Origin of the sequence: Sphingopyxis sp. MG, from assembly GCF_002953155.1 — a bacterium.
Classification (GTDB): Bacteria; Pseudomonadota; Alphaproteobacteria; order Sphingomonadales; family Sphingomonadaceae; genus Sphingopyxis; species Sphingopyxis granuli.
On record NZ_CP026381.1, the window covers coordinates 2,930,985 to 2,956,407 of the forward strand.

Genomic DNA, 25,423 nt, shown 5'->3' on the forward strand with positions numbered 1-25,423 from the left:
TGCCACGACGGAGCGGCATCTGCTCATTTATCCCGGATCGGGAATATTTCCGCTCGGCGGAGGGGTCGAGGCCATGCCGCTCGTCGAGGCAAGCGAAGCACTCCTCGCGATGCACTAGCTTGTGGGCAAAACGGTGCGCGCCAGCGCCACACGCCCCCCCGCCCGCCGATCCGACGGGTTAGCCGCCGACCAGCGCGGCGGCGAACCAGAATTCGATCGCCAGCGCGCGCGATTTCCATTTCGGTTCCCGCTTCATCCGATGGGCATGGCATGATCGATGAATGTAGGAAATAGCGAATCCCATCCGGTTTCGAATGCCCCAATTGACAGATAACATGTGACCAAACCTATGATACATTCAGTTTTAGTTAGAGATTTTGTCACATGTCGATATCGATGACCCAGCGGGATACGCTCCGAGCGCTCTTCGACGCGCACCCGATGCTGCGCGCGCGCGAGCTGCGCGCCGCAGGTGTGGCGCCCGAGACTATCGCCCGCGCGGTCGATCATGGCGACATCGACCGTATCGCGCGAGGTCTCTATCAGCTTCACGACGCGCCGATCGACACGGACGAGGGCCTCGCCGAAATCGCCAAGCGGATCCCCAGGGGGGTGATCGCCATGGTCTCGGCGCTCGCTTTCCACGGGCTCACCGACCAGATGCCGCGGCGGGCCTGGGTTGCGATCGGAACCCGTGACTGGAGCCCCGCCCTCGACTATCCGCCCGTCCGCATCGTCCGCCTCGCCGACAAATATCTGCGCCAGGGGATCGAGCATCACATGGTCGCCGGCGTCGACGTTCCCGTCTATTCGGTTCCCAAGACGCTGGCCGACCTGTTCCGCAATCCGCGCCTCGTCGATCGCGCGGTTGCGGTGGAAGGTCTGCGCGCGGCGCTGGACCAGCGCAAGGCGAGCACGGGCGCCATCGCCGAAGCGGCGGCGGCGGGCGGCGCCTGGAAGCGGATGCAGCCCTATCTCGAGGCGCTCACAAGTGGTGGTCGATGCGGCCTGTGACCTCGTCGGGCCGAGCTGCGACCGACTGCGGGCCCGCCGATGACCGATGCCTCTCCTCACGCGCAAAGTGATGGAAATATTAGCGGTCAATCTGGGCCCAATTGATCGGCCGGACTACTTTATCGCCCGATTTCTTGTCGTTACACCGAAACCGCGATGGCATGGCGTGCTGAGGTCGCGGCAACAGCGGCCCGCCGTCAGGCGCGGACCCGTCGTAAGCCAAGTCCATCTTCATCACGCCCGGAAAGGAACCGGGCGGCGATGAGCCATGGAGCGGACCGCGGGCGGGCGGGTCGGGAACGTGCCGGCGGCCGATAGAATGACGTGAAGCATTTTGAACTGACGGAGGAACTCGCACACCAGATTACCGGCGCCGAGAAGGAAGAACAGCTCTACGCTGCCCTCTCCCATGCCGCCGGCCGCATGGGCTTCGACCTTTTCGCGCTCGCCTTCGATCGTCGCGGCGCCGGCGATGCCGCTTCGATGCTCGTGCACAATTATCCCGATGCCTGGGCGAACGTCTATGTCGGGTTCGACCTCAGCGGCACCGATCCGATCCGGCGCGCGAGCGAGAGATCGCTGACCGGATTCCAATGGCGCGACGTCGACCGCTATATCCCGCTCTCGCGCGGCGACCGGCAATTGCTCAAGGTCGCGCGCGAGAGCGGCATCGGCGACGGATATACGGTTCCGCGACACCTCCCCGGCGAAGCGACCGGGACCTGCTCCTTCGCCGTCAGCCCGAAGGCCAGCATCCCGGCCGAGATGCTCCATGTCGCCGAAATCGTCGGTGCCGTCGCACTGGCTGCCGCGCGGCAGCTGGTCGGCACCGCCGTATACAAGCGCCGCGCGGTGCTCAGCGAACGGCAGCGCGAATGTGTGCTGTGGTCGGCGCGCGGCAAGACCGCCGGCGAAACCGCAAGCATATTGGGGATCACCGAGGCCACCGTCGTGCGCCATCTCAAGATCGCGCGCGAACGCTATTCGGTGCACTGCCGGCAGATGCTGATCCTGTGCGCCCTGTTCGATGGGCTCATCGGCTTTTCGGATGTCTACGACTGGTGGGGCCGTCCCTGACGACGACAACAGAAACAGAAATCGCCAAAAACATCCTCTGTTCTGGGCATAGGCGCGCCGCGGGAATGATGGTCTGATCCTTGGACCACAAGCCAAGGACATATCATGATCGACCAAAACCCGCGGGCGCAGGACGCGCCCGGCGACGCCGCGCTGCGCGCGATGTTCGCTGCCCGCAAGCAGGTCTTCATCGACCTTCTGAAATGGGACCTTCCCGCGCTCGACGGCCGCTTCGAGATCGACCAGTTCGACACGCCCGACGCGCGTTATTTGATCCTGCTCGACCCCGATGATCTGAGACACCGGGCGTCGGCAAGGCTGCTGCCGACATCGGCGCCGCATCTGCTCGGGGAATATTATGCGCATCTCTGCACCGAAAGCGCGCCGTCCGGCGCAGGCGTGTGGGAGATCAGCCGCTTCTGTCTCGACCCCGCGCAGAGCGCCGCCGAACGCCTCGATGCGCGTAACCAGCTTGTGACCGCGCTCGCCGACTATGCGCTGCGCCATGGCATCACCGATTATGTCGGCGTCGCCGAGCAAGGCTGGTTCGACAAGGTCCGCCACTTCGGATGGGACTGCCGGGCGTTGGGCGAAGCCAGGCGCGATGCCGGCTGCGACCTGCTTGCGCTCCACATCCGGATCGACGGCGATACGCTCGCCGGGCTTCAGCGCACGGGCATCCACGCCCCGATCTCGCTCCACCTCGAAGATGGCGGGGAGACAGTGCAATGAAAAAGGATCTGACCGAAGCCGATCTGATCGACATGCTCGTGGCCGAGCTAAACGCCAAAGGCTTTTGCATCCTCCGCAATCACCAGGTCGGGCGGGCGCTCGCCCTTGCCCGCGACCTCGATCCGGTGTTCGCGGCAACGCCCTTTTGCGAAGGCAATTTCTACGGCCGCCGCACGAAGCGGTTCGGCAGCCTGCTCAAGCGGTCGCCGCATGTCGCGCCGCTGGTGCTCGACCCGCTCATTCTTACGGCGGTCGAAAGGATATTGGTGCCGGGATGCGACCGCATCCAGCTCAACCTCGCGCAGGCGATCGAGATTCATCCGGGCGAGGTGCGCCAGTTCCCGCACCGCGACCAGGACATGTGGCGCGGCGCGACCGGCAAGCAGGAATATCTCGTCAATATCCTCTGGCCGCTTACCTCCTTCACCGCGGACAATGGCGCAACGCGCATCTTTCCCAAGAGCCACGGTGAAGCCGGCATGGCGAAGAGGGATCTCGGGCTTCCCAAGATCGCAGAATGCGAGCCCGGCTCGGCGATCTGCTTCCTCGGGTCCACCGCGCATGGCGCGGGATCGAACATCACGAAAGAGGTCCGGCGGGGTGTACTGATCAGCTACAGCCTCGGCTGGCTGAAGCCATATGAAAATCTCTGGCTCGCTTATCCACCCGAGGTCGCCAGGACATTTTCGCCCGAGCTCGCCGCGCTCGCGGGCTATGCGCAGCACCGCCCCAATCTCGGCAATTATGAGGGGCAGTGCCCGTCGGTCCTGCTGCAAGACCAATTGCCCGCGCATATCGGCGCAATCGACGCGCTGCTTCCCGACCAGGAAGTTGCGGTCGCCCAATTCGCCGCTGCCGAAAGGAGCGGCCAATGAGCCCCGCGCATGTCTTCGAGCCGACCTATGAAGCGATCAAGCGCCGGCTGATGACGGGCGAATGGGCGAGCGGCACGAGGATCGAGGCCGCGCGTCTCGCCGACGACCTCGGGGTGAGCGTCACCCCGGTGCGCGACAGCCTCTACCGGCTCAATGGCGAGCGCATGGTCGACTTCACGCCGGGCGAAGGTTTCCATGCCCACCGCCTCACCGAGACCGAGTTTCGCGACCTGCTCGAGCTGCACCTGATCCTGTTGCTCGCCGCCCTTGCGACGGCGCCAAAGGGGCCGGCGGCACTGGTGCTCGCCGACCAGCCCTATCCCGATCGCGTCGCCGACCTGTTCCTCGCGATCGCCGAGCGCTCGTCGAACAGCGAGATCGTCGCGAGCATCGCCGCGATCGGCGACCGGCTTCAGCTATCGCGACATTTCGACGCCATGATCCTCGCCGACGTCGAGGCCGAGTATCGCTCGATCGAAGCCGCCGTTGCCGATGCCGAACCGCAGGCCCAGATACGCAACCTCCTGCTCGGCTATCACGAGCGGCGGGCACACGAAGCGGCGAGCTACGCCCGGACGCTTGCCGGGCATCCCGGCGGCCAACCCTGAGCACCAACACGAAGTGGGGTGACGTTTTCCTTGTCACGCCGGGCAATAATTGACATGATTCCCCCGCGCAGGAGCATCGCTGGCAGCTCCTGCGCGGACTAATTCGCCAGGCATCATTTGCGCCAGTCCCCATCCGGACCGGCGGCCCAACCGGACCATGGCTCGCACAAGCGACCGAACGGCGGCACAGCACTGGGAGCGAGATATCCGGCCGCGGCTGGACGGTTCCGCTCGTGCCTCCGGGATTATGTGTCGTGTCTTCCTGTACCTGCGGCGACCGCGCCCCGCCGCGCCCACCCTTTTCGGTGTCCTCGGCCTGCCACGTGCATCCCGACGATCGGCCGCCGGCCGTCGATCGGCGGGCTGATGCCGAGCATGACCTGGACGCCGTCTATCGGATGCATCGCACGTCGCTCTTTCATTTCCTGCGCCGCAAGGCGGGGCCCGAGGAAGCGCCCGATCTCGTGCAGGAGGTTTTCGCGCGCGCGGCAGGAAGCGAGCAACGCCACCGGCTCGTCAATCCGGGCGGCTTTCTTCGCCGCATCGCCCAGAATCTGCTCATCGACCGCGCGCGGCGGCACAAGACCACGCCAACCGTCTTCTTTCCGCTCCGCGAAGAGAGCGACGCCGTCACCCCGGCCGCGCAGGAATGGAATCTCGAAGCCGCGGACCTTCTACGACTCTACGAGACGGCCGTCGACGCCATGCCGCCCAAAACCCGGCGCGTCTTCCTGATGCACCGGGTGGACGAACTCACCTATCGCGAGATACATGAGCAGCTTGGTATCAGCATCGCGACAGTGGAATATCATATGATGAAGGCGCTCGGTCAGATTTCGAAGGTGGTGGACGTCGGCCAATGAGCAGAGCAAGCGACGGCAACTATCCCGTCGACGAGGTCGCCAGCGCCTGGCTGATCAAGATGCGCGGCGAAGATGCCAGGAAGCTGCGCGCAGAATTTGACGCCTGGCTGTCGGCTTCGCCCGATCACCGCGATGCCTACCAACGCGCCGAACGCCGGATGTCGGCCCTCGCGGTGCTCAAGACATCTCAGCGCCACGGCGCCAGCCATGCCGATGCGCGGCGGGGCCGCGTTCGCGGCTGGCTCCCGTGGGGCGCCGCAGCGACAGCGCTGGCGCTTCTGATCGTCGCGATCGGGGCGGGAGGCGCCTCCCTTCCCGGCCAGCCCGGAAGCGGCGCGGTCGCGCGCGCCGCCGAACCTTTGGTAACGCAGCGCGGCGAGATCCGCACCTTCCGTCTCGCCGATGGATCGAGCGCGACGCTCGATACCGACAGTCGGCTCGACGTCGCCCTGGCGAACGGCGCGCGAAGCGTCCGCCTGGTCAAAGGCCGGGTACGCCTTGCGGTCGCGAGGCAGGATGTCCCGCTTCATATCGAGGCGGGGCAAGGCGGGGCCATGGCGAACGATGCCGAGATCGACCTGAGCATCGACGAGGCGGGCACCGTTACCGCGGCCCTGCGGCGCGGCAAGGCCGAACTGCGCATGGGCGCCAAGGCCGAACCGGCGACGACACTCTCCCGAGGCGAGACGCTGACCTATCAGGGTGACGGCAAGCGACTTGCTGTTGCCCCGGAGGCCCAAATTCCCGAAAGCTGGCCCGATGGCTGGGCCGAATATCGCTCGATACGTCTCGACCGGCTGGTTGCCGAGGCCAACCGCTATGCCGTGCTGCCGATCATGATCGACGACAGTGCGACTGCGGCTCTCGAGGTGTCGGGCCGCTTCCACATCAGCCAGACCGAACGCTTCGCCGACCGCATTGCAAGCCTGTTCGACCTCCGCGTGGTACCGGAGGCGGACGCCCTTCATCTGCGTCGCCGATAATTTTTTCATTCTCAGACTAAGGGGCCCCGCATCGCCCCGTCAACGCACCCCCACTGGCCGCCTGCCTGAAGCACGGCCGAGAATAAGGGGGAGTAATTTTAATGAAAAAGTCCCGTTCGCTGGCCCTGCTGCTGATCGGCAGCGCTGCCTGTCTTTCGCCGGCGGCGGCGCTGGCCATGCAGCAGCAGCGCCAGACCTACGATATGCCCGCGCAGGATCTCGGCGACGCGCTGCGCAGCGCCGCCGCGGTTGCCGACATCGAACTCTATGCCTCTTCGCGCGATCTTGAAGGCAAGACCGCGCCGCCGCTGAAAGGCGAGCTGACACCGCGCGAAGCGATCGAAGCGCTTCTGGCCAAAAGCGGGCTCGTGGCAAGGTTCGAAGCCGGTTCGGTCGTCATATCGAGAGGCACGCCGCTTGCAAATGCGGGTGATAATGGAGCCGAGCCGATCATCGTGACCGGATCAAGGATAACGGGGGCGCCGACGGCAACGCCGGTTATCCGCGTGACCTCGGAAGACATTCGCAATGCCGGCCATGCTGATCTCGGCGAAGTAGCTCGCAGCCTACCGCAGAATTTTGGCGGGGGCCAGAACCCTGGGATCGGCAACTCGCAGGGCGCGGCGAATGAAAACGTCAACGCCAATGGCGCATCGACTTTCAACCTGCGCGGTATCGGGCCGAATGCGACGCTGACACTGATCAACGGCAATCGCTTCGCCTACAGCAGCGTCAATTCCGTCATCGACGTCAGCGCCATTCCCATCGCCGCAGTGGACCGCGTCGAGGTCGTCGCCGACGGAGCCTCCGCCATCTATGGCGCGGACGCGGTGGCCGGGGTCGTCAATATTCTCCTCAAGCGCGACTATGAGGGCGTGTCGACCAGCGCGCGGCTCGGCCTGTCGACCGACGGCGGCAATTTTCAGCAGCAATATAATCTTCTCGGCGGAACAACCTGGTCGAGCGGCGGTATCATCGCCGCCTATGATTATTCGCGCGGCTCCGCAATCCGCGCGAAAGATCGCAGCTACGCGTCTGCGAACAACCCCGATTCCACACTCTTTCCTGCCCTTCGCCGGCACGCGGTTTTGCTCAGCGGACACCAGTCGATGGGCGGCGGCGTAACCCTCGCCGCAGACCTCATTTACAAGAGCGGGATCATGAAAACCGCCACCGGATATACGGTGGGACAACCGCTCAGGGCGTCCGGGCTCGAGGCGCGCACCGAATTCGAGACATTCGGTTTAGCACCCACATTGTCGGCAGAACTCTCGTCCAGCTGGAAGCTGAAAGCAGGCGTGTTCTTCGGCACCGACACAACCGATGGACTTAGCCAGAATTTCAGCGGCGGTGCGCCGAGCACCGCAATCGCACGCCATTTCTTCAATCGAAATATTGCGGTGGAAGCGGGATTGGAGGGTTCGCTGTTCGATCTCCCTGCGGGCGCCGCACGGCTGGCAGTCGGCGGCGGCTATCGCACCAACCGTTTCAAATCCGAAATCGGCACGCAAAGCGTAGCGCGCTCGCGCCACAATCATTTTGCCTATGGGGAGCTCCTGCTTCCGCTCGCCAGTCCCGACCAGAATCTTGGCATCGCGCACCGGGCCTCGATCACGGGCGCGGTGCGCTACGAAGATTATTCAGACTCCGGCGACATCGTCACGCCGAAGCTCAGCTTCGTTTACGACCCGGTCGAAGAGGTGAGGCTCGGGCTGTCGTGGGGGAAGTCGTTTAAGCTCCCGACTCTTTATCAGCAATATTCGGGCTATGTTGCGCTGCTCGTGCCGGTCGGAGGCTTCGGCCAGGGATATCCGGCAGGCTCGACAGTCGCCTATGCGCTCGGACCGAACGACCGGCTCGAGCCTGAACGTTCCGAAAACTGGACCTTCAGCGCCACAGTGAAGCCGGCCCGGGGGCTGGAGCTTTCGGCGAGCTATTTCCGGATCGATTATAAAGACCGTGTCGCGCCGCCGCTCGCGTCCGGAGCAGGCGTGCTGGACAATCCGGTCTATGCTGATCTGATTACATTCAACCCCACGCCGGAACTGCTTGACGATATTATCGCCGGCGCGGACGGGGGGCTCCAGAACATCACGGGATTTCCTTACGATCCAGTACGGGTCGTCGCATTTCTCGATGCTCGTGACCGCAATGTCGCGCGGCAGAAGTATCGCGGCGTCGACGTAGCGGTGCGATATGATTTCGACCTCAGTAGCAAGCAGCAGCTGAGCCTGAACCCGACTGGCACCTGGCTCGACAGCAGCCAGCAGTTGTTGCCCGGGGTGCCGACGACCGAGCTTGCCGGGACGATCTTCCACCCTCCGCATTTCCGGGCGCGCGGGGGAATCACGTTCAGCGGCCAGTCCTTCTCGCTTGCCGCATTTCTGAACCACAGCGGCGGCGTCACAGACGATCGAAGGCCTGTGCAGGTCAAGATTAGTGGATCGACGACGCTCGACCTGACCGGTCGGCTTCGGCTCGGCGCCGGGACGGAAATCGCGCTGAGCGCGCAGAATATCTTCAACAGCAAGCCCGAACCGATCTTCACCACCTCGCCGTTCGACACACCCTTCGACACGACCAATGGGTCGGCGATCGGCCGCTTCCTGAGCGTGACGGTGCGCCATGACTGGTAAGGCTCATTTGCTGCCGCTCGTCCTGTCGCTCGCTATCGGTAGCGCACAGACCGCAGGCTCGAATGAAGGCCGGCGCTGGACGGTGGAGGACATCGTTACTGTTCCCGCGGATTTCGATCTGAGCCTGGCGCCCGATGGCCAATCGCTCGCCTATATCGAACGGCGAGCGGACATCGAGAAGAACGAAACCGTCTCGATCCTTCACCTTCTCGACCTGCGCTCGCTTGCCTCCCGCGAGATACTCCGGGCTTCAAGCGCGGAACAGCTCAAGCCGCTGCCGGGAGGCAGGGGTTGGAGCCTCCTGATCGATCGCGGAGACGGTCTTCAACTCCATGAGCTGGATGCACGAGGGACGATCAAGGTCCTTGTCGAACGCGATGCGCTCGTTACCGTCGGCCAGACCGAAGGCGGACTCTTCGCGGTACGGAGTGGTGCGCCGCGCCGGATCGGCATATTGTATCACGACTGGTCGCCCGATGGACAATGGCTGTGGTATGCGACGCTCAAGCCGAACCCCGAGCCGGTCGAGGTGGCCATCGACGCGGCGGTGGTCGCTCAGCGCAATCGGCGGCGCGCGCCGATAAAGGCAATGGTCGAACTGCGAATACGATCGGCCACGGGCGAGGAGTGGCTCGTCGAATCGCGGCCATCGAGCGATCGGCTCGCCTTCTATTATGGCGGGAACGTCGAATGGACCAGCGAAGGACCGCGTTACCAATTGGAGCAGACGGGCGCGGAAAAGACCGGTGGCATCGGAACCTTTGCCTGGAGCTTTGCGACCAAGGCGAGCCGTCCCGTCGGGCAAGGCTCCAGCTTTCCGGCGATCGGCCTGGTCCGCGGTCCAAATGGAGGTGGGCTCGCAAGCGAAGGCTTCGGAAGCATGCTCGCCCTTACCGAGACACGCGCCGACGGCCGCAAAATCGACTATGGCCCCCAGCCATTTTATATCGGCGACCCGCGTTCGGCGGGAAATTGGCTCTCGCCGGACGGGCGGGCAGCGCTGCTTGGCGTGCGAACGCTTTCGCATCCGCGCTACGGCTTGGTCCTGCTCACCGGTCGGCGCGCTCGGCCGCTTATCCGGCCCGGCAGCTTGACCGCCTGCGATTTCCGCAAGGATCTCGCATGGGGAATTTGCGTCGAGGAATCCCTCAATCAAGCCCCGCGGCTCGTGCATGTCGTTCCGGACACGGGGCGTGTGCGTGAACTCGCATCGCTCTCGCCCATCCATGAGACGATCGCGCCGCTGCGCGTGACGCCGCATGAATGGACGAACCGGCGAGGCTATCGGTCGACGGGATTCATCATCTGGCCTCGCGATTACCGTGCGAAATCGCGTTATCCGGCCATCGTCATCACGCACGGCAGCGACGCCGATGAGCGCTTCGCGAGTTCCGACATGCAATGGAACTATCCCGCCCAGCTGTTCGCCGAGCGCGGATATGTCGTCATTCTTCAGAACGATCCTTCGGCGCGGCAGCAGGCGGAATTGTGGGATGCCTATATGGAATGGTCGAGCGGCCCAGGCGCTCTCGGCCCAGCCAAGCTCCGCGAACTGATCTGGCTCAACGGCGTCTACAGTTTCGAAGATGCGATCGCCGAACTGGTAAGTGAGGGCGTTGTCGACCCCGACCGCGTTGGCATAGCGGGATACAGCCGCGGCTCCCAAATGGTGAATGTCGCTGTGACCCAATCAGAGATATTCGACGCGGCTTCCAGCGGGGACGGGAATTATCTTGAACCCGCTTCCTATTCAGACCCGAAAGAGGGATACCACGCCGTCTTCGGCGGCCCACCCTCCGGCAGCCATCTCGAAGCGTATCGCCAGCTGTCGCCATCACTTCGCGCGGATAAGGTGTGCGCTCCAGTTCTCCAGCAAATGGCTTCGCCTTTTGCGGGGGCGATCGATTTCTACACCGCGCTCCGCGACGCCAAGGTGCCTGCGCAGATCAGTCTCTATCCTGGGGAAACCGCTGCCACCGACGAGACGCATCTGTTTCATATTCCGGTCAACCGGCAACGCGCGATGCGCGAGAATCTGGCTTGGTTCGACTTCTGGCTTCGTGGTCGGCGCGATCCCGAATTGGAGGACAGAGGCGTTTTTGATCGCTGGGAGAAGATGGCAGCGCAATGGAGCCCAAGGTGCGCGCGAACACAATGAACCGAACGGCGCTAGCGTCGTGACGGCTCTACGTCGGTCCACGAACGAACCCAGCTTTCGGCGGCGCAAATCGTCAGAATCCGCTGCGCCTTTTCGAACCCGTCCACGGTCGGCTGCGATGCCCCTTCCAAGATCGTGAGGTCGAGCAAGCCTGCTCGCGCGAGCAGACCATTTCGAAGTAGATCGCCGGCCGCCTCGGCGTTCGCCTGAAATATGCGCTGCATGAAGCCGCCCGGCCCGCCTTTGGACGTGCGGCGCAGCAATTGCTCAGGTAGGATGGATTGGAAAGCTGCCCGCGCGATGGACCGATCCCGACCGCCTTCGATCCACTGCCAGGTCGGGATCGAAAGACATGTTTCGACAATGGGCTGAGACAGAAGCGGCGCGACATGCGGCGCATGGGTACGCCGTGGATAGAGTTCGACGCTGCGCTGGGCTCGCGCGAGCAGCCTGACATGCGCCGCCTTGCCAGGTAGCGCGCCTTCAGGCGCTTCCATCCATGGATGTGGGGCTACAGAACGAGCGAGCGCGGCGATCGCAGCGGATGAAAGGCCAGAATAGTCGCGATGCAATGCCACCGGGCGGCGAAGGTCACGATATCGATCCCAGGCGAGCCGCAAGATCACGGCTCCGCTAGCTCCGGTAAGTTCGCTCAGATCTCGCAACGTGTCGACAAGCCCGCGCGCCGGACCCTGCGTCAGGAAACGATCGACAAACGGTGACGCGCTGCGGATCGCGCAGAAGATATTATCACCGCCATTGCCTGAAAAAATCGCATCAATTTGGTGCTCGCGGCACAGCTCTTCATGTACGGCAGCGATTGCCTGCATGTAATATGGTGCATGCGGCCAGGGATGATGCGGCGCCACTGCGCGACCGATTTCGACTTCGCCCAGGTCATAGCGGGCTTCGAGCAAGGGCACGCCAATGGCCTTGGTGAGGACGGAAGCATAGCGGCGCTCATCGCCGATGGCATCTTCTTCGACCATCGTCAGGCAATGAAGGGTCGCCGCGCGGCGAGCGGCGGCGCATGCAACGATCGAGGAATCGAGGCCCCCCGACACGCCGATCAGAGTGGAATTGAAACTGGACGCCCAACTCTCGATGCAGCGGGTTGCGACCTCTCGGAGTTTGTGGGCTTCAGCTTGGAATCCGCTTTCAGTGACATTCGTCCATTCCCATGGCGACCACCAACTTTCGAAGCGACGCAAACCACGTAATGCTGTCAGGCATTCCCCCGGGAGCAGCACCTTTACGCCCTCAAGGCAGGTCTCCCTGCTCGGTGCGCCTGCGCTAGCCAGAAACCGGGCGATCGCTTCATAATCGACACCGCCGCGTCGGCCGAGTTCCGCGGCGTCGCTCGACAATTTGATGTCGGCGCCCTCCTCGCGATAATAGCAAGGCAGCAATCCCGAGGGGTCCCGAAAAGTCGTTATGGCGCCATCGGGTCTCTTCAGAACTGCGACATAGCCGCCCCAATAATCAGAAACGAGCGATCTGCCGCCCGACGCAATGATTTTCGCCGTCGCCGCCTCGTCGAGATCCAGAATGCGGCGGCCCGTTCCAGCCCGCTCGAACAGATGGCCGACCAAATAACCGTGCCCGTGCAGGTCTAGAGGTGTCTCGTCGCACCATAGCCTGGCGCCGGGAAGCGCGAAGGCCGGTATCCCTGCCTCGGCCTCGCCTAGATGCGCTCGTCTGTCCGATGGGGAGATTTCGAGGCGGAAATAGCCAGGCATCAGACGATGAGGATAGGCTTGTAGGGGGCCACAAGATCAAGCGGATCAGTCAAAACGGTCTCGTCGAGCTGGACCCAGCAATGCGCAGCGAAGGGCAAGGTCACGCCGATTATCAGCCGAGCCTCGCACCCCTTCCCGGCCAGCACACGGCGCATGGCAATGCCGCGGCCGAGGCATTCATCAAGCCCGGAAATATAATGTCGCGCTCGCTGAAATGCGGCAGCGACTTCGCGTGCTTGCGCCTTTTGAATGATCAGCGGCTGCGGTTTACAGCGCGGAAAATCCGACAGGATTTTCGCTAAGGCAGTCCGACGAACGCTTCGCCGTGCTATTGCGAGAGACAATATGGCGCGCGCAGTTTGCTCCACCGAAGCTTTTCCAAGGTCTGGATCTTCCAGCAAACTGCGCGTCGGTGAGATAAATCGTTGGCAGGATTGTTCAATTGGCGCCGCAAGATTGTGCAGGCATCTGGCAGCCAACCATTCGCGGTCGCCTTCGCCCGGCTCGCCATAGACAATCCGGGAAAAGCGCTCTCCCGCACTTGGCTCCAGCGCGAAATATCGATCGCGGGTCAAATCCAGAAAAACGAATGTATCGCCAACCTGACACCAGTGCGTCGGGGGAGAGACGGTCGCCTTCATAAGCGCGGCTCGGACAAAGCAGTGGCGTGCAGTGCGCGGACTGCACGCCACACGCCAAGTCAATCGTCGGTGCTGATGCCGCCGACGATGAAACGGTCGCCGGGCTGAACGTCCGGAATACCGACCGGCAGCGCGCCATTGGTTTCGTCCTGTGCTGCGCCGAGGTCGATTACGTCGTCATGCGTTTTCATGTCACTTTCCTTTTCAACATCGCGGCCGAAATGAACCGCAGTCCCAAATTATGAAGAGAAGGAAAGCCGATCCATTTAATAATTCAATTATTATCGGATGCCATCTGAAGACATACAAAAAAGAGTGACCGAGCTATAGAAAGCGCACGTCGGGCATGCACACTGACACCTTTAGCTGACTGCCTGGACATTCGTGCCAGAACCCGGTCACGCGCTCAGCAATCCGAACGCAGTATTATTTTACTCGTCGTCCAAGCAATTTCAACGATAACTGAAACCGTGAGTGGATGTATCGGACCCAGTTCGTCGCAGTGGACGTACCGTGCTCCCGAACCAGCGATTCCTACAATACCTCACATCGCAAAACCTCGGGCCGTCATGTCCGCTGCTGCGGTAAATCGCTCCCCACCCCTGCCAGAGAGCGATCCAAATTTCTCAGCGCGGTGATTGCTAGGTGATTGCTGAAAGGTTTGGCAATCGAAAGGATGTGACCTAAGTCATTGAAAACATGGTGCGCCCGACAGGATTCGAACCTGTGGCCCCCAGATTAGGAATCTGATGCTCTATCCTGCTGAGCTACGGGCGCGTGCTGCCGGGGCAGCGCCCGCCTCTCTACCGGCGCGGGCTTGCCGTCGTCAATTGGCGAGATCGGGCGGGACGACCGGCACGAGCAGCGGCATCGCCGCAATGCCGTCGTCGTGCAGCGCCTGGGCTTCTTCGGGCGAGGCCTGGCCGTGGATCAGGTTTTCGGGAGCGCGCCCCTCGTGCATCGCGCGCGCCGCATCGGCGAATTCGCGGCCGACCCAGCGTGACTGCGGCAGCATCTCCGCCTGCTTCGCCGCGATGTCGGCGAGGACGCGGCGCACGACCTCTGCCGGCACGGCATTCGCCGGCTCGCCCGGCGGCACCGCGGCGACCACCGCCCCGCCCGCCTGGTTCGACTTGGCCCCCACGCGCGGCGCCATCACCGCCTTGCGCACCGCGCTGTCGCCGCAGATCGGGCAGGCGATCAGGCCGCGCGCCTGCTGATCGGCGAAGCTGTCGCTGCTGGCGAACCACGCCTCGAAGCGATGTTCGCCCGCGGTGCAGCTGAGGTCGAAGACGATCACGGCCGCCCCGCCGCCAGCAGCGGGTCGAGCCCGCCCTTCGCATCGAGCGCGGCAAGATCGTCGCTGCCGCCGATGTGCCGTCCGTCGATGAAGATCTGCGGCACGGTGCGCCGTCCGCCGGTTCGCGCGACCATCGCGTCGAAGCCCGCGCGATCCATCGTCACGTCGATCTCTTCATAAGCGGCGCCCTTGCCGTCGAGCAGCGCCTTCGCCCGCGTGCAATAGGGGCAGAAGAATTTGGTATAGATCTCGATCGTCGCCATGCGGCTATCCCGTCATCATCCTGCCGTCCATATCGGAATCCAGCATGGCAAAGTCAATCGGATCGACGGGCGACGCCGCGCCGGGCACCACGCGCGCCCAGGTCAGCGCCGATACGCGCGCCGCCCCGGCCCGCCGCAGCGCCCGCGCCGCAGCGCGCAGCGTCGCGCCGCTCGCATGCACGTCGTCGACCAGAATCAGGTGCCGCCCGGCGGCACGCGCCCTTGCCGCGGGTGCCAGCGCGAAGGCACCGGCGACGATCCGTTCGCGCTCGCGCTTCGTCCTGCCGCGCAGCGACGCGGTGGCGCGCGTGCGGACGAGCAGGTGCGGATCGTGCGCGACGCCGCTGTGCCGCGCCAGCGCGTCGGCGACGAGCGCCGCCTGGTTGAAGCCGCGCGACCACAGCCGCCAGCGGTGCAGCGGGATCGGGACGAGCAGCGGTTCGCCGTCCTCTTCCCCCGCCGTCAGCGCCGCCAGCGGCCGCGCGAGGAACTGCGCCATCAGCCGCGCATGGCCGAGCCGGCGACCATATTTGAGCCGCAGCGCGACGGTGCGGGCGGCGGGGCCATAGGCGACGGCGGCGGGGGCGCCGTCGAAAGGCGGCGGGTCGCCAAGGCAGGCGCCGCATTCGAGCGGGATGCCCGCCGGCGCATCGGGCAACGGGATCGAGCAGCGCGAACAGGCAGGTCCGTCGAGGAAATCGAGCGACGACCAGCAGGAAAGGCAGAATTGCCGGTCGTCGCCGACGATCACCCCGCAGGCGGGGCAGCGCGGCGGCAGCGCATAGTCGGCGACGCCGCGTGCCACGCTCCGCACCATCGTCAGCAGCGACCCATTCCAGCGCCGCGGCGCCGCATCCTGCCCCTCTTCCCCCGCGCGCATCGCCATCTTGGGGTTGTGAAGCATCGGCCGGAGCGGCACAAGCGCGCCATGCCGTCCGCTCCCGCCCCCGCCTCATCCGTCCCGCTCTTTTCCCCCGCGCGCCATCGCGCCCAGCGCGACCGGATGGCGCGCCTGCCGAAGGATGCCGATTTCCTCGCCCCGATCATCGCCGAGACGTTGCTCGACCGGCTGACCATGGTCACGCGCAGCTTTCCGCGCACGCTGCTGATCGGCGCGCACGACGGCGCGCTGATCGCGCATCTGCGCGGCACCGGGACCGCGCTGTCGATCCTCGAGGCCGGGCCGGCGCTCGCGGCGTCGGTGGGGATGGAGGCGGGCGCGCTGGTCGGGGAAGCCGACACGATCGACCTGCCCTTCGCCAGTTTCGACCTGATCCTGTGGCCCGGCGGGCTCGACGGCGTCAACGACGTGCCCGGCGCGCTCGTCCGCCTGCGCGCGCTGCTCGCGCCCGACGGGCTGCTGCTCGGCGCCTTCGTCGGCGACGGCAGCCTGCCACGCCTGCGCCGCGCGGTGATGGCCGAGGGTGTCCGCCCCGTCGCGCGGATGCACCCGCAGATCGACCTGGCGGCGATGGGCAATCTGCTCCAGCGCACCGGCTTTGCGCTGCCCGTGGTCGATGTCGAGGCGCTGACCGTGCGCTATGGCGACGTCTTCGCCCTCGCCCGCGACCTGCGCGCCGCGGGGCTGGCGAGCCGCCTGTCCCCTGCTCCGCCGCCGCTGATCCGCGAGGAAACGGCGCGGATCGCGCTCGCCTTCGCCGCCGGCGCCGACCCCGACGGCCGTATCGCCGAGCAATTCCGGCTCGTCCATTTCAGCGGCTGGGCGCCGCACCCCGACCAGCCACAGCCGGCAAGACGCGGCAGCGGCTCCGCCTCGCTGACGGAGGCGCTGAAGCCGAAGCGATAATCGTCGAGCCGGGGCGGCTACCGGCGTAGCGCAAGCTTGCCGGCGGCCGCGGCTTTGCATTGACCCATTTCGTCATTGCGAGCGGAGCGAAGCAAGACAGGGCGCTTTATGCCTACTCTGGATTGCCGCGCGGCTTCGCCGCTCGCAATGACGAGTCCGTCTGATGTCGTCATCTCTAATGACACGCCGCTTTAAACAAGCGCTTCGAGCAGCCCGATCAGCGGGAGGTCGGCGGGCGGCATGTCGAGGCCGTAAAGTTCGACTGGCCGCACCCAGCGCAACGCGGTCGCATGTTGCGCCACCGGCGTTCCCCGCCATTTGCGGCAGACATAGAGCAGCAACAGCAGGTGCCGATTGCCGAGCGTATCGCTCGCGAAGCAGGCGGGGGCGAGGCAGGCGTGATCGACGTCGATCGCCAGTTCCTCGGCCAGTTCGCGGATCAGCGCCGCCTCGGGCGTCTCGCCGGGTTCGACCTTGCCGCCCGGAAATTCCCACAATCCCGCCATCGGCTTGCCCGCGGGCCGCTGCTGGACGAGAATCCGCCCGTCGCGGTCGACGAGCGCCGCCGCGACCACGAGAAGCATGTTTTGCGCGTCGCGGGGCGCGTCGGGGACAGTCAAATTCCTTAACCTTCCTGTGCAAAATTCGGCCGCTTCGGGACGTAACATTTGGGGCAGGGGCGGAACAATGGCCAAGTTTCTCGCGCTGCTGCGGTCGACCAGGGCCGCGACAGCCATCGAATATGGGTTGATCCTGGCGATGATCTTCATCGCCGCAGTGTCCGCCATGGGGGGCGTGGGAACGTCGACCGCCAATATGTGGAATCGCGTGTCGACGACCACCGACACGGCGACGAACAAGAATTGATCCGGCGGTTTCCAAGCCGAATCGCGCATATTCCGGCGTCCGGCATTAAACTTTTCAAAACCAATTGCCCGTAAATCCCGCAGATGTTGACACCGACCAGATCGTCAACGGGGTAAGTGACCTACCAGGAGACCAGACATGAAGTTTTTCAAGAAATTCGTTCGCGACACCAAGGCCGCGACTGCCATCGAATACGGCCTGATCGCGGCGCTGATCGCCGTTGCCGCCATCACCGCGCTGACCAACGTCGGCTCGAGCGTCAGCAATACGTTCGACAAGGTCGACGGCAAGCTGACCAACGCCAACAGCAAGGCGTAATCGGCCTCTTCCATCCGCTTCGCGGATGACAGAATCCAGGGAAAGGGCGGTGCATGCACCGCCCTTTTTCGTGTCAGCGGCTGGCGTAGGTGACGATCTTCACCTTCTGCCCCGGCGTCAGGCGACTGTTCGCCGCCAGCCGGTTGAGCACCTGAAAGCGCTCGGCGGCATAATCGCTGTACGCCATGCGCCGCGCCAGGCTGGCGACGCTGTCGCCGCTCTTCACCGTCACGACATCGACGCGGCGCGGCCGGATCGCCGCCGCCTCGCTGGTGCTGAGCCGGCGGAGGCTGGTGAACATCGAATTGAACACGCCGCTGCCGCCCGCCTTGGTCAGCGCGACGAAGTGGAAGGCGCTGGTCCGCGAAAATTCATAGGCGAAGACGGTGACGTCGACCTGCCCCGACTGGCTGTTGGCCCGGACGGTCGTGTAATAAGCGGGGATGCCGCCCACGGTCGTGCGCTGGATCGTGCCCGGCGTCAGATTGGCCTTGCCGCCGATTTCCTTGAGGACGGCGGCGATATAGGCGTTCATGTCGCCATTGTAGGCGCCGGTCGAGAATTGGGCCTGTCCGCCGTTGCCGCTGATCGACACCGCGCTCGTCCCGTTCTGCATGCCATAGCCGTTCGGAACCTCGAACCGCAGTTTCAGGTCGGGATGCAGAAATTCGCGCCCCTCGACGACGCCCTGCGCCGGATCGTCGCCGTAGAGCACGCCGTTAACCGATGCCAGGAAGGCGTCGGCGTTACGCACCCCGCCCGTACCCTGCCGCGCGGCGAGCGTCTGGGCGTTGCGGACGCGCGAGGCGGGGTCGGGGTGGGTGCTCGCCCATTCGGGAAGCGAGCGCGCGTCGCCGCCCGACAGGCGCGCTTCGAGGCTGGTCTGCGCGGCGAGGCTGGCGAGCATCGTCGACAGCGCGAGCGGGTCGTAGCCCGCGCTCTTCAGATATTGCACGCCGAGCTGGTCGGCCTCCAGTTCCTGGCTGCGCGAAAAGCCGAGCGTCGCCAGCTGCGCGACCTGCATCGCATTGTTCTGAAGCAGGCCGCCGAGACCGCCGAGTAGCCCGCCATTATCGCCGATCGCGCCGCCGAGCACAGTGGCGAGGACGCCGAGGACGGTGTTGCGCGTCGCCGCCGACTGGCGCTTCTTGCTGTGCCGCGCCGCGACATGGCCGACCTCGTGCCCCAGCACGCCCGCCAGTTCGGCCTCGTCGTTCATCAGCGCCATCAGCTGGCGGGTGACGTAGACATAGCCGCCGGGGATCGCGAAGGCGTTGTTCACCGGCGAGTTGAGCAGGGTCACCGTGAAATCGCTCGGGCTGCGCGACAGGCCCGACTGCACCGCGATATTCTGCCCGACGCGGTTCACATAGGCGGCCTGCGCGCCGGCATAGGCGCCGCCGAATTCGGCCATGAGCTGCGGATGCGCCTCGCTGCCCTGCTGGCGGTCGGCGGCGGAGATGCTGGTCGCGGTCCTGACCGCCTTGGCATCGGCGGGCGAGCCGATGCCGCTTCCGGCCGCGGCGCAGCCTGCAACCAGCGCCGCGAGTGCTATCGTCGTCGTCCTGCGGGCCATCATATGCCTCCCTCTGCTTTCACTGTCCGCCGCTTGCGAACCATGGCCGGCGAATCATGCTTCTCTCTCGCTCGTCATGCTGAACTTGTTTCAGCATCCATGGCCAGACCTGTCCTTTACGCCGCTTTTCAGCGGAGGGCAGGCCATGGACCCTGAAACAAGTTCAGGGTGACGAAGAACGAAAGATCTGGACCCCGCTGGACGTGCTCGCAAACGACATGGTCGCCTTTCCTTTCCGCCCTCCGTTCGAGGAGCGGGTTTGAAGAAGAACGCCATCGTCGGCGAACGGGTTCCCCTTCAGGCCCGCCCCATCGCGAGGAATTTCTCCTCGCGCGCCGCCAGCACCGCATCGCGCGGCAGGCCCGACAGCGCGTCGAGTTCGCCCGCGATCGCGTCGCCGAGCGACTGGATCGCGACTTCTGGCGCGCGGTGGGCGCCGCCGACGGGTTCGGGGACGATGCGGTCGATCACCTTCAGCGCGAGCAGGTCCTCCGCCGACATCTTCATCGCCGCGGCGGCGTCGGGTGCCTTGTCGGCGGTGCGCCACAGGATCGACGCGCAGCCTTCGGGCGAGATCACCGAATAGACCGCATGTTCGAACATCAGCACCCGGTTCGCGGCGGCAAGCGCGATCGCGCCGCCCGAACCGCCCTCGCCGACGATCGCCGCGACCATCGGCACGCCGAGCGCCAGGCATTGCTCGGTCGAGCGCGCGATCGCCTCGGCCTGGCCGCGCTCCTCGGCCTGGATGCCGGGGAAGGCGCCCGAGGTATCGACCAGCGTCACCACCGGCAGCCCGAAGCGGTCGGCGAGCTGCATCAGGCGGATCGCCTTGCGATAGCCCTCCGGCTTCGCCATGCCGAAATTATGCTTCATGCGCGAAGGGATGTCGTCGCCCTTCTCGTGCCCGATCACCATCACGCGGCGGCCGCGGAAGCGCGCGAGCCCACCGAGGATCGCCTGATCGTCGCCGAAATTGCGGTCGCCGGCGAGCGGCATCCAGTCGTCGAACAGACCCGCGACATAATGTTTGAAATGCGGCCGGTCGGGATGGCGCGCGACCTGCGTCTTTTGCCACGGGGTCAGCTTCGCATAGATATCGCGCAGCATCTTCGCGGATTTCGCCTCCAGCCGCGCGATGTCGCCCTCGATATCGAGCGACGGATCGTCGCCCATCTCGCGCAGTTCGGCAATCTGGCGATCGAGCGCCGCGACCTGTTTTTCGAAGTCCAGAAAGGCTGTCATGCCGGATTCGCTAGGCGGATGGGGCGTTCAGGTCAACGCCTGCCGGAAACGGGGGCGGGTCCTATTCGTCGATCCGCGCGAGCGGGTGGCGGCGGTTGACCAGTTCGACGAGGCGGCGGCTGTCGACATGGGTATAGATTTCGGTCGTCGCGATGTCGGCATGGCCCAGCATCAGTTGCAGCGCGCGCAGGTCGGCCCCGCCTTCGAGCAGGTGCGTCGCAAAGGCGTGGCGCAGCACATGCGGGCTGACCGCCGCCGGATCGACCCCGGCGCGCGCGGCGAGTTCGCGCAGCATCTGGAACAGCCGCACGCGCGACAGATGCGCCTTGCCCGACGGAAACAGCCACGGGCTTCCCTCGGCGACCAGCGGCAGCCAGCGGTCCAGCGCCGCGCCCGCGCGCGCCGACAGCGGCACCAGCCGGTCCTTGTCGCCCTTGCCCCGCACGATCAGATAGTCGCGTCCGCCCGCGACCGCGCGGCGCGGCAGCGACACCAGTTCGCTCGCGCGCAGGCCCGAGCCATAGAGGAGCTCGAGCAGCAGCAGCATCCGCACCGCCGACGCCGGCGGCGCCGCCCCGTCCGCCTCTTCGCCCGCCTGCGCGAACAGCCGGTCGACATGATCGTGGGTCAGGATGCGCGGCAGCGGCCGCCGCGTCGCCGGGCGGGCGATGTCGAGCGCCGGATTGTCCGCCCGCTCGCACTCGTCGAGCAGGAAGGCGAAGAACTGGCGCAGCGCCGACAGCTTGCGCGCGGCGCTGCTCGCGGCGAGGGTCCGATACTCCGCCATCAGGCCGCGCAGCGCCGCGGCATCGGCCGCCGCGAGCGGACCGCGCACCCATTCCGCCGCCTGCACCAGGTCGCGGCGATAGGCCGCCAGCGTGTTGCGCGACGCGCCGCGCTCGGCGGCCATCATCTCGAGGAAGCGGTCGATCAGCGCCGCGTCAGACACGCACCAGCGCTTCGGCGGCGATCATCCGCGCTTCCGATCCCAGCCCGACCTCGCGCAGCGAGCGGACGATATGATAGAGGTGATAGGGCGGCATCTTCGACCAGTCGCCCTGCATCCCCGCCGCGGCGAGCAGCGCGACCATGCCGGGTTCGCGCCGCTGCGCCGCCGCCTCGATCGCGCGCGTCCAGCGCGTCTGCTTCGACAGGCTGATGCCGAGATCGCTCGCCGCCGATGCCGCCTGTCCCTCGTCGATCCGGCCGAGCCCGGCAAGCCCCGCGAGCAGCAGCTTGCTGCGCAGCGCATCGGCGCTGTCGTCGTCGCTCGCGAAATTGCCGATCGCCCCCGACGTCGTCCCGTTCAGCGGACGCGGCGAGCCAACCGCCAGGATGCCCCAGGCGCGGCTGCCGACCGACACGGTCGGAACCCACGCCATCGCATTATTGTCGTAACCCGCCGTCAGCATCGAACCGACGAGCTGCCACGGATCGTCGCCGACGTCGGTCGCGGGCGGCAGGCCCGCCGCCGCGCGCGCGGTCGCCACCATCGCGGCATAGCGTGCCGCCGGACCGGTTCCCGCGCTCCACAATGTCTGCATCGCGGCATAGCGGTCGGCGCCGTTCGCGGCACGGAAGGCGCTGCGAAGCCGGTCGGTCTGCTCCTCCAGCGCCTCCGAAGGCTCCTCTTCGCCCGCCGCGGCGCTGAGCAGCGAGACATAGGCGTCGCTCGACAGCACGCCGCGCGCCGCCGCATAGGGCGCGGCAGCGATGCGGTCGGGCATTTCGGTCATCGGGGCGAGTACCGTCCAGCCGCGCATCTGGGGCGGCGCCGACGCGCGCAGCGGGTCGGGGATGGGCACCGCGGTCGCGGTCGCCATGCCGAAGCGCCAACTCGTCAGCCGGTCGACCTTGTCCCATTCGATCGTCGTCGAGCGGCGTCCGGCGCCGGTCGCGCCGAGCACGCGCTCGGCCAGCAATATGTCGAAATTGGCGATCTTGCCGCTCGACCGCACCCGCCCGATCGCCCAGCCCGCCGGCCCGGCCTCGCCCGACAGCCCGGCGCAGATCGCCGCGCCGAGCCGCCATGCCTGCTCGTCGCCGTGCGCGAGACCGGCGGGGACATAGGCGCACAGGCCCGCGGGGTCGGCATTGGCAAGATAGGTCTGCTGCGCGACCGCGACCAGCCGCTGGGTCGCGCGGTCGTAATCGACCGATTGGACGATCCGCCGCGCGGTCGTCGATTCGCCCATTCGCAGCAACAGCGCGGCACGCTCGGCCGCCAGGTCGGCGCCGTTGATCGTTTCCGGCGTATCGATCGCCGAGGCGAGCGCGCGGCGCAGCAATATCTGCCCCCAGCGCGACGCGAGCGTGCCGCTGGTCGCGCGCATGATCGCGGCGGCATATTGGCCGCGCACCCCGAAGGCGTCGGGCGCCAGGCCGCCGGTTTCGGGCGTCAGCGGCCCGATGCGGGTGAGCAGCCGCCGCGCGCCGGGTGGCAGGTCGTATTTCAGCCCGCCGCTCGTCGCCTCTTCTTCGGTCCCCTCCTCCGTCGCGGCGTCGCCCGGCTCGGCGGCGGCGATCGTCGAAGCGACCGGCGGCGGGGTCACGGTAGTGCCGGCGGGCGGTACCGGGCGGGCGGAAGGGGTCGGCGCGGGACTTGTCGAGGGCGTCGGGGCCGGCCGGGGCGCCGGCGTTTCGGCGGGGCTGCCGAATCCCTCCGGCAGCAGCGATTCCTGCGCGATCGCGGGCAGCACCAGCGCCGCGGCGAGCGCGGTGCCCGACAGGCCGAGGGTCAGGGCAAGCAGCTTGCGCGTCATCGGGCCATGCTTTCGGCCAGTTTGTCGGTCACGTCCACCTCAATCATCCGCGGTTCGATCGGCCGGCCGAGCACCAGCAGCAACAGCGCGAAGGCCGCGAGCAGCAGGGCCAATATGGCCAGTCGCCCGATCCAGCGGCTTTTTCCCGATCCGTCCTTCGCACGCAATAGTCCATGCCCATCCTTGCCGGCGGCGACGCAAAACAGCCACGCCGCGCCGCGCGAGCGGTAAAATGATTGTCCCGCGCGGCGCGGGCGGTATAGCCGCGCGCGGCATGACGCGAAACCCGAAAAGCCCGGCACCGGCCGTTCCCCCCGCGATCCGCGAGCGTTCGATCGTGCTCGTCGGGCTGATGGGGTCGGGCAAGTCGACGATCGGCCGACGGCTCGCCGACCGGCTGAAGATGCGCTTCGCCGATGCCGACGACGAGATAGAGCGCGCGGCGGGCATGACGATCTCCGACATTTTCGCGCGCTTCGGCGAGGCGCATTTCCGCGACGGCGAACGGCGCGTGATCGCGCGGCTGCTCGCCGGCCGGCCGCTGGTGCTGGCAACCGGCGGCGGCGCCTTCATCAACGAAGAGACGCGCGCGCTGATCCTGAAGGACAGCCTGTGCATCTGGCTCGACGCCGACATCCCGACTTTGGTCGAGCGCGTCGCGCGGCGCAGCCACCGCCCGCTGCTGAAGGACCGCGACCCCGGCGAGGTGCTGCGCGAACTGGCGGCGGTCCGCAACCCCATCTATGCCGAGGCGCATCTGCGCGTCAGTTCGGCGAGCAAGCCGCACGAGCATACGGTGCGCGCGATATTGGAGGCTCTATCGCAATGGAAAAGCTGACGGTCGAACTGGGTGCTCGCAGCTATCCGATCCTGATCGGCGACGGGCTGCTCGCCGAGATCGGCGCGCACGTCGCGCCGCTGCTGAAGCGGCCGCGCACGATGATCGTCACCGACAGCCATGTCGCCGATTCCTATCTGGCGCGCGTCGGCGCGTCGCTGGGCGCCGAAGGCATCTCCTTCTCCTCCTTCGTGCTGCCCGCGGGCGAGGGCACCAAGAGCTGGGACGGCCTTGCACGCCTCACCGAATGGCTGATCGGCGAAGGCATCGAACGCAGCGATCATGTGATCGCGCTCGGCGGCGGGGTGATCGGCGACCTCGTCGGCTTCGCGTGCAGCATCGTCAAGCGCGGCTGCGCCTTCATCCAGGCGCCGACGACCCTGCTGGCGCAGGTCGACAGCAGCGTCGGCGGCAAGACCGCGATCAACGTCGCCGCAGGCAAGAATCTGATCGGCGCCTTCCACCAGCCGGCGCTGGTGGTGATCGACCCGACGACGCTGGCGACGCTGCCGCCGCGCGAGCTGGGCGCGGGCTATGCCGAGGTGGTCAAATATGGGCTGATCGACGACGCCGGTTTCTTCGCCTGGTGCGAAGCGAACGGCGCGGCGCTGCTCGCGGGCGACGGCGAGGCGCGGCACCGGGCGATCGCGCACAGCGTCGCCGCCAAGGCGCGCATCGTCGCCGCCGACGAGCGCGAGACGCAGGATGTGCGCGCGCTACTCAACCTCGGCCACAGCTTCGGCCATGCGCTCGAGGCCGAGACCGGCTATTCGGACCGGCTGCTGCATGGCGAGGCGGTCGCGGCGGGGATGGTGCTCGCGCATCAATTCTCTGCCGCCCACGGCCTCTGCTCCGCCGCCGACGCGGCACGGGTGCGCGACCATCTCGCCGGCGTCGGCCTGCCGCACAGCCTGACGAGTGCGGGGGTCAACAGCGGCGGCGCGGCGCTCGCGGCGCATATGGCGCACGACAAGAAGGTGCGCGGCGGCAAGCTGCCGCTGATTCTGACGCGCGGCATCGGGCAAAGCTTCGTGACCGACGCCTACGGGCTCGACGCGGTGGCGGCCTTTCTGGACGGGCAGCAGGCTACCTAAAACACTCGTCATTGCGAGGTTATTGAA

The 25,423-nt window shown here is 66.1% G+C and carries 26 protein-coding genes and 1 tRNA gene; 14 read left to right on the forward strand and 13 right to left on the reverse strand.

The features are described from left to right. The first annotated feature begins 396 nt into the window (after positions 1-396). The 9 genes from C3E99_RS13445 to C3E99_RS13485 all read left to right on the forward strand — a co-directional run bounded on the left by C3E99_RS13445 (position 397) and on the right by C3E99_RS13485 (position 10,946). A complete protein-coding gene (locus C3E99_RS13445) occupies positions 397-1,014 on the forward strand; it encodes a type IV toxin-antitoxin system AbiEi family antitoxin domain-containing protein (protein ID WP_199775015.1) in 618 nt (205 codons plus the stop codon). Between the two features lie 324 nt (positions 1,015-1,338). Then, positions 1,339-2,091, forward strand: a complete 753-nt coding sequence (locus C3E99_RS13450) for a LuxR family transcriptional regulator (protein WP_234002477.1) — start codon at positions 1,339-1,341, stop codon at positions 2,089-2,091. A 105-nt stretch (positions 2,092-2,196) separates the two neighbouring features. Continuing rightward, on the forward strand, positions 2,197-2,823 hold the full coding sequence (locus C3E99_RS13455) for an acyl-homoserine-lactone synthase (RefSeq protein WP_104959946.1): 627 nt from the start codon (positions 2,197-2,199) through the stop codon (positions 2,821-2,823). Beyond that, complete coding sequence (locus C3E99_RS13460; RefSeq protein ID WP_104959947.1) at positions 2,820-3,698, forward strand: phytanoyl-CoA dioxygenase family protein; 879 nt, start codon at positions 2,820-2,822, stop codon at positions 3,696-3,698. The genes C3E99_RS13455 and C3E99_RS13460 overlap by 4 nt, the downstream gene beginning before the upstream one ends. Next, positions 3,695-4,306: a GntR family transcriptional regulator gene (locus C3E99_RS13465; protein ID WP_104959948.1), complete on the forward strand. Its 612-nt coding sequence runs from the start codon at positions 3,695-3,697 to the stop codon at positions 4,304-4,306. The genes C3E99_RS13460 and C3E99_RS13465 overlap by 4 nt, the downstream gene beginning before the upstream one ends. Positions 4,307-4,629: 323 nt before the next feature. Further along, positions 4,630-5,169, forward strand: a complete 540-nt coding sequence (locus C3E99_RS13470) for an RNA polymerase sigma factor (protein ID WP_234002478.1) — start codon at positions 4,630-4,632, stop codon at positions 5,167-5,169. Further along, positions 5,166-6,152 (forward strand): FecR family protein, encoded by a 987-nt coding sequence (locus C3E99_RS13475; RefSeq protein ID WP_104959950.1) that lies wholly within the window; start codon positions 5,166-5,168, stop codon positions 6,150-6,152. The genes C3E99_RS13470 and C3E99_RS13475 overlap by 4 nt, the downstream gene beginning before the upstream one ends. A 101-nt stretch (positions 6,153-6,253) precedes the next feature. Continuing rightward, positions 6,254-8,788 carry a TonB-dependent receptor gene (locus C3E99_RS13480; RefSeq protein WP_104959951.1) on the forward strand — a complete coding sequence of 845 codons (2,535 nt, stop codon included), beginning with the start codon at positions 6,254-6,256 and terminating at the stop codon, positions 8,786-8,788. After that, entirely contained in the window at positions 8,778-10,946 is a 2,169-nt protein-coding gene (locus C3E99_RS13485) for a prolyl oligopeptidase family serine peptidase (protein ID WP_104959952.1), read from the forward strand. Before C3E99_RS13480 ends, C3E99_RS13485 begins: the two co-directional genes overlap by 11 nt. Positions 10,947-10,957: 11 nt before the next feature. Here C3E99_RS13485 and C3E99_RS13490 read toward each other — a convergent pair whose 3' ends face one another. From C3E99_RS13490 to C3E99_RS13515, 7 genes are all read right to left on the reverse strand, one after another. Beyond that, entirely contained in the window at positions 10,958-12,538 is a 1,581-nt protein-coding gene (locus C3E99_RS13490) for an asparagine synthase-related protein (protein WP_158682312.1), read from the reverse strand. A gap of 146 nt (positions 12,539-12,684) precedes the next feature. Continuing rightward, positions 12,685-13,326, reverse strand: coding sequence for a lasso peptide biosynthesis B2 protein (locus tag C3E99_RS13495; RefSeq protein WP_104959954.1), 642 nt, complete (start codon positions 13,324-13,326; stop codon positions 12,685-12,687). A gap of 59 nt (positions 13,327-13,385) precedes the next feature. After that, the gene (locus C3E99_RS20265; protein WP_267894964.1) at positions 13,386-13,517 is read right to left on the reverse strand and encodes a hypothetical protein; all 132 of its coding nucleotides are present in this window, start codon (positions 13,515-13,517) and stop codon (positions 13,386-13,388) included. Positions 13,518-14,026: 509 nt separating this feature from the next. Further along, positions 14,027-14,103, reverse strand: a tRNA-Arg gene (locus C3E99_RS13500). A gap of 49 nt (positions 14,104-14,152) precedes the next feature. Further along, the gene (locus C3E99_RS13505; RefSeq protein WP_076076876.1) at positions 14,153-14,626 is read right to left on the reverse strand and encodes a DUF1178 family protein; all 474 of its coding nucleotides are present in this window, start codon (positions 14,624-14,626) and stop codon (positions 14,153-14,155) included. Beyond that, entirely contained in the window at positions 14,623-14,889 is a 267-nt protein-coding gene (gene grxC, locus C3E99_RS13510) for a glutaredoxin 3 (protein ID WP_076076878.1), read from the reverse strand. Before grxC ends, C3E99_RS13505 begins: the two co-directional genes overlap by 4 nt. A 4-nt stretch (positions 14,890-14,893) precedes the next feature. Further along, a complete protein-coding gene (locus tag C3E99_RS13515; RefSeq protein WP_420894051.1) occupies positions 14,894-15,706 on the reverse strand; it encodes a double zinc ribbon domain-containing protein in 813 nt (270 codons plus the stop codon). Positions 15,707-15,817: 111 nt separating this feature from the next. Between C3E99_RS13515 and C3E99_RS13520 the strand changes: the two genes are divergently transcribed. Continuing rightward, the gene (locus C3E99_RS13520; protein ID WP_234002479.1) at positions 15,818-16,696 is read left to right on the forward strand and encodes a methyltransferase type 12; all 879 of its coding nucleotides are present in this window, start codon (positions 15,818-15,820) and stop codon (positions 16,694-16,696) included. Positions 16,697-16,887: 191 nt separating this feature from the next. Here C3E99_RS13520 and C3E99_RS13525 read toward each other — a convergent pair whose 3' ends face one another. Further along, positions 16,888-17,280, reverse strand: coding sequence for a (deoxy)nucleoside triphosphate pyrophosphohydrolase (locus C3E99_RS13525; protein ID WP_076076886.1), 393 nt, complete (start codon positions 17,278-17,280; stop codon positions 16,888-16,890). 103 nt (positions 17,281-17,383) lie between these two features. On the opposite strand from C3E99_RS13525, the gene C3E99_RS13530 reads away from it, so the two are divergent. After that, entirely contained in the window at positions 17,384-17,563 is a 180-nt protein-coding gene (locus C3E99_RS13530; RefSeq protein ID WP_067113754.1) for a Flp family type IVb pilin, read from the forward strand. 138 nt (positions 17,564-17,701) lie between these two features. Continuing rightward, positions 17,702-17,881 carry a Flp family type IVb pilin gene (locus C3E99_RS13535; protein WP_067113752.1) on the forward strand — a complete coding sequence of 60 codons (180 nt, stop codon included), beginning with the start codon at positions 17,702-17,704 and terminating at the stop codon, positions 17,879-17,881. 73 nt (positions 17,882-17,954) lie between these two features. On the opposite strand, the gene C3E99_RS13540 is transcribed toward C3E99_RS13535, so the two are convergent. From C3E99_RS13540 to C3E99_RS19835, 5 genes are all read right to left on the reverse strand, one after another. Then, positions 17,955-19,460 (reverse strand): M48 family metalloprotease, encoded by a 1,506-nt coding sequence (locus C3E99_RS13540; protein ID WP_199775016.1) that lies wholly within the window; start codon positions 19,458-19,460, stop codon positions 17,955-17,957. Positions 19,461-19,754: 294 nt separating this feature from the next. Next, positions 19,755-20,702: an acetyl-CoA carboxylase carboxyltransferase subunit alpha gene (locus C3E99_RS13545; protein WP_067106173.1), complete on the reverse strand. Its 948-nt coding sequence runs from the start codon at positions 20,700-20,702 to the stop codon at positions 19,755-19,757. Positions 20,703-20,763: 61 nt separating this feature from the next. Next, positions 20,764-21,651 carry a tyrosine recombinase gene (locus C3E99_RS13550; RefSeq protein ID WP_076076891.1) on the reverse strand — a complete coding sequence of 296 codons (888 nt, stop codon included), beginning with the start codon at positions 21,649-21,651 and terminating at the stop codon, positions 20,764-20,766. Then, positions 21,644-23,464, reverse strand: a complete 1,821-nt coding sequence (locus C3E99_RS13555) for a hypothetical protein (RefSeq protein ID WP_076076894.1) — start codon at positions 23,462-23,464, stop codon at positions 21,644-21,646. Before C3E99_RS13555 ends, C3E99_RS13550 begins: the two co-directional genes overlap by 8 nt. Further along, positions 23,461-23,631 (reverse strand): hypothetical protein, encoded by a 171-nt coding sequence (locus tag C3E99_RS19835; RefSeq protein ID WP_158682313.1) that lies wholly within the window; start codon positions 23,629-23,631, stop codon positions 23,461-23,463. The genes C3E99_RS13555 and C3E99_RS19835 overlap by 4 nt, the downstream gene beginning before the upstream one ends. Positions 23,632-23,738: 107 nt before the next feature. Here C3E99_RS19835 and C3E99_RS13560 point away from each other — a divergent pair, with 107 nt between their 5' ends. After that, the gene (locus tag C3E99_RS13560) at positions 23,739-24,302 is read left to right on the forward strand and encodes a shikimate kinase (RefSeq protein ID WP_067187173.1); all 564 of its coding nucleotides are present in this window, start codon (positions 23,739-23,741) and stop codon (positions 24,300-24,302) included. After that, the gene (gene aroB, locus C3E99_RS13565) at positions 24,290-25,396 is read left to right on the forward strand and encodes a 3-dehydroquinate synthase (protein ID WP_104959955.1); all 1,107 of its coding nucleotides are present in this window, start codon (positions 24,290-24,292) and stop codon (positions 25,394-25,396) included. Before C3E99_RS13560 ends, aroB begins: the two co-directional genes overlap by 13 nt. Positions 25,397-25,423: the final 27 nt, after the last annotated feature.

Coding starts and splice junctions, on each gene's coding strand:
- C3E99_RS13445 (WP_199775015.1), top strand. CDS start 397: ATGACCCAGCGGGATACGCTCCGAGCGCTCTTCGACGCGCACCCGATG.
- C3E99_RS13455 (WP_104959946.1), top strand. CDS start 2,197: ATGATCGACCAAAACCCGCGGGCGCAGGACGCGCCCGGCGACGCCGCG.
- C3E99_RS13460 (WP_104959947.1), top strand. CDS start 2,820: ATGAAAAAGGATCTGACCGAAGCCGATCTGATCGACATGCTCGTGGCC.
- C3E99_RS13465 (WP_104959948.1), top strand. CDS start 3,695: ATGAGCCCCGCGCATGTCTTCGAGCCGACCTATGAAGCGATCAAGCGC.
- C3E99_RS13475 (WP_104959950.1), top strand. CDS start 5,166: ATGAGCAGAGCAAGCGACGGCAACTATCCCGTCGACGAGGTCGCCAGC.
- C3E99_RS13480 (WP_104959951.1), top strand. CDS start 6,254: ATGAAAAAGTCCCGTTCGCTGGCCCTGCTGCTGATCGGCAGCGCTGCC.
- C3E99_RS13485 (WP_104959952.1), top strand. CDS start 8,778: ATGACTGGTAAGGCTCATTTGCTGCCGCTCGTCCTGTCGCTCGCTATC.
- C3E99_RS13495 (WP_104959954.1), bottom strand. CDS start 13,326: ATGAAGGCGACCGTCTCTCCCCCGACGCACTGGTGTCAGGTTGGCGAT.
- C3E99_RS20265 (WP_267894964.1), bottom strand. CDS start 13,517: ATGAAAACGCATGACGACGTAATCGACCTCGGCGCAGCACAGGACGAA.
- grxC (WP_076076878.1), bottom strand. CDS start 14,889: ATGGCGACGATCGAGATCTATACCAAATTCTTCTGCCCCTATTGCACG.
- C3E99_RS13515 (WP_420894051.1), bottom strand. CDS start 15,706: ATGGTGCGGAGCGTGGCACGCGGCGTCGCCGACTATGCGCTGCCGCCG.
- C3E99_RS13520 (WP_234002479.1), top strand. CDS start 15,818: ATGCCGTCCGCTCCCGCCCCCGCCTCATCCGTCCCGCTCTTTTCCCCC.
- C3E99_RS13525 (WP_076076886.1), bottom strand. CDS start 17,280: ATGCTTCTCGTGGTCGCGGCGGCGCTCGTCGACCGCGACGGGCGGATT.
- C3E99_RS13530 (WP_067113754.1), top strand. CDS start 17,384: ATGGCCAAGTTTCTCGCGCTGCTGCGGTCGACCAGGGCCGCGACAGCC.
- C3E99_RS13535 (WP_067113752.1), top strand. CDS start 17,702: ATGAAGTTTTTCAAGAAATTCGTTCGCGACACCAAGGCCGCGACTGCC.
- C3E99_RS13540 (WP_199775016.1), bottom strand. CDS start 19,460: ATGATGGCCCGCAGGACGACGACGATAGCACTCGCGGCGCTGGTTGCA.
- C3E99_RS13545 (WP_067106173.1), bottom strand. CDS start 20,702: ATGACAGCCTTTCTGGACTTCGAAAAACAGGTCGCGGCGCTCGATCGC.
- C3E99_RS13555 (WP_076076894.1), bottom strand. CDS start 23,464: ATGACGCGCAAGCTGCTTGCCCTGACCCTCGGCCTGTCGGGCACCGCG.
- C3E99_RS13560 (WP_067187173.1), top strand. CDS start 23,739: ATGACGCGAAACCCGAAAAGCCCGGCACCGGCCGTTCCCCCCGCGATC.
- aroB (WP_104959955.1), top strand. CDS start 24,290: ATGGAAAAGCTGACGGTCGAACTGGGTGCTCGCAGCTATCCGATCCTG.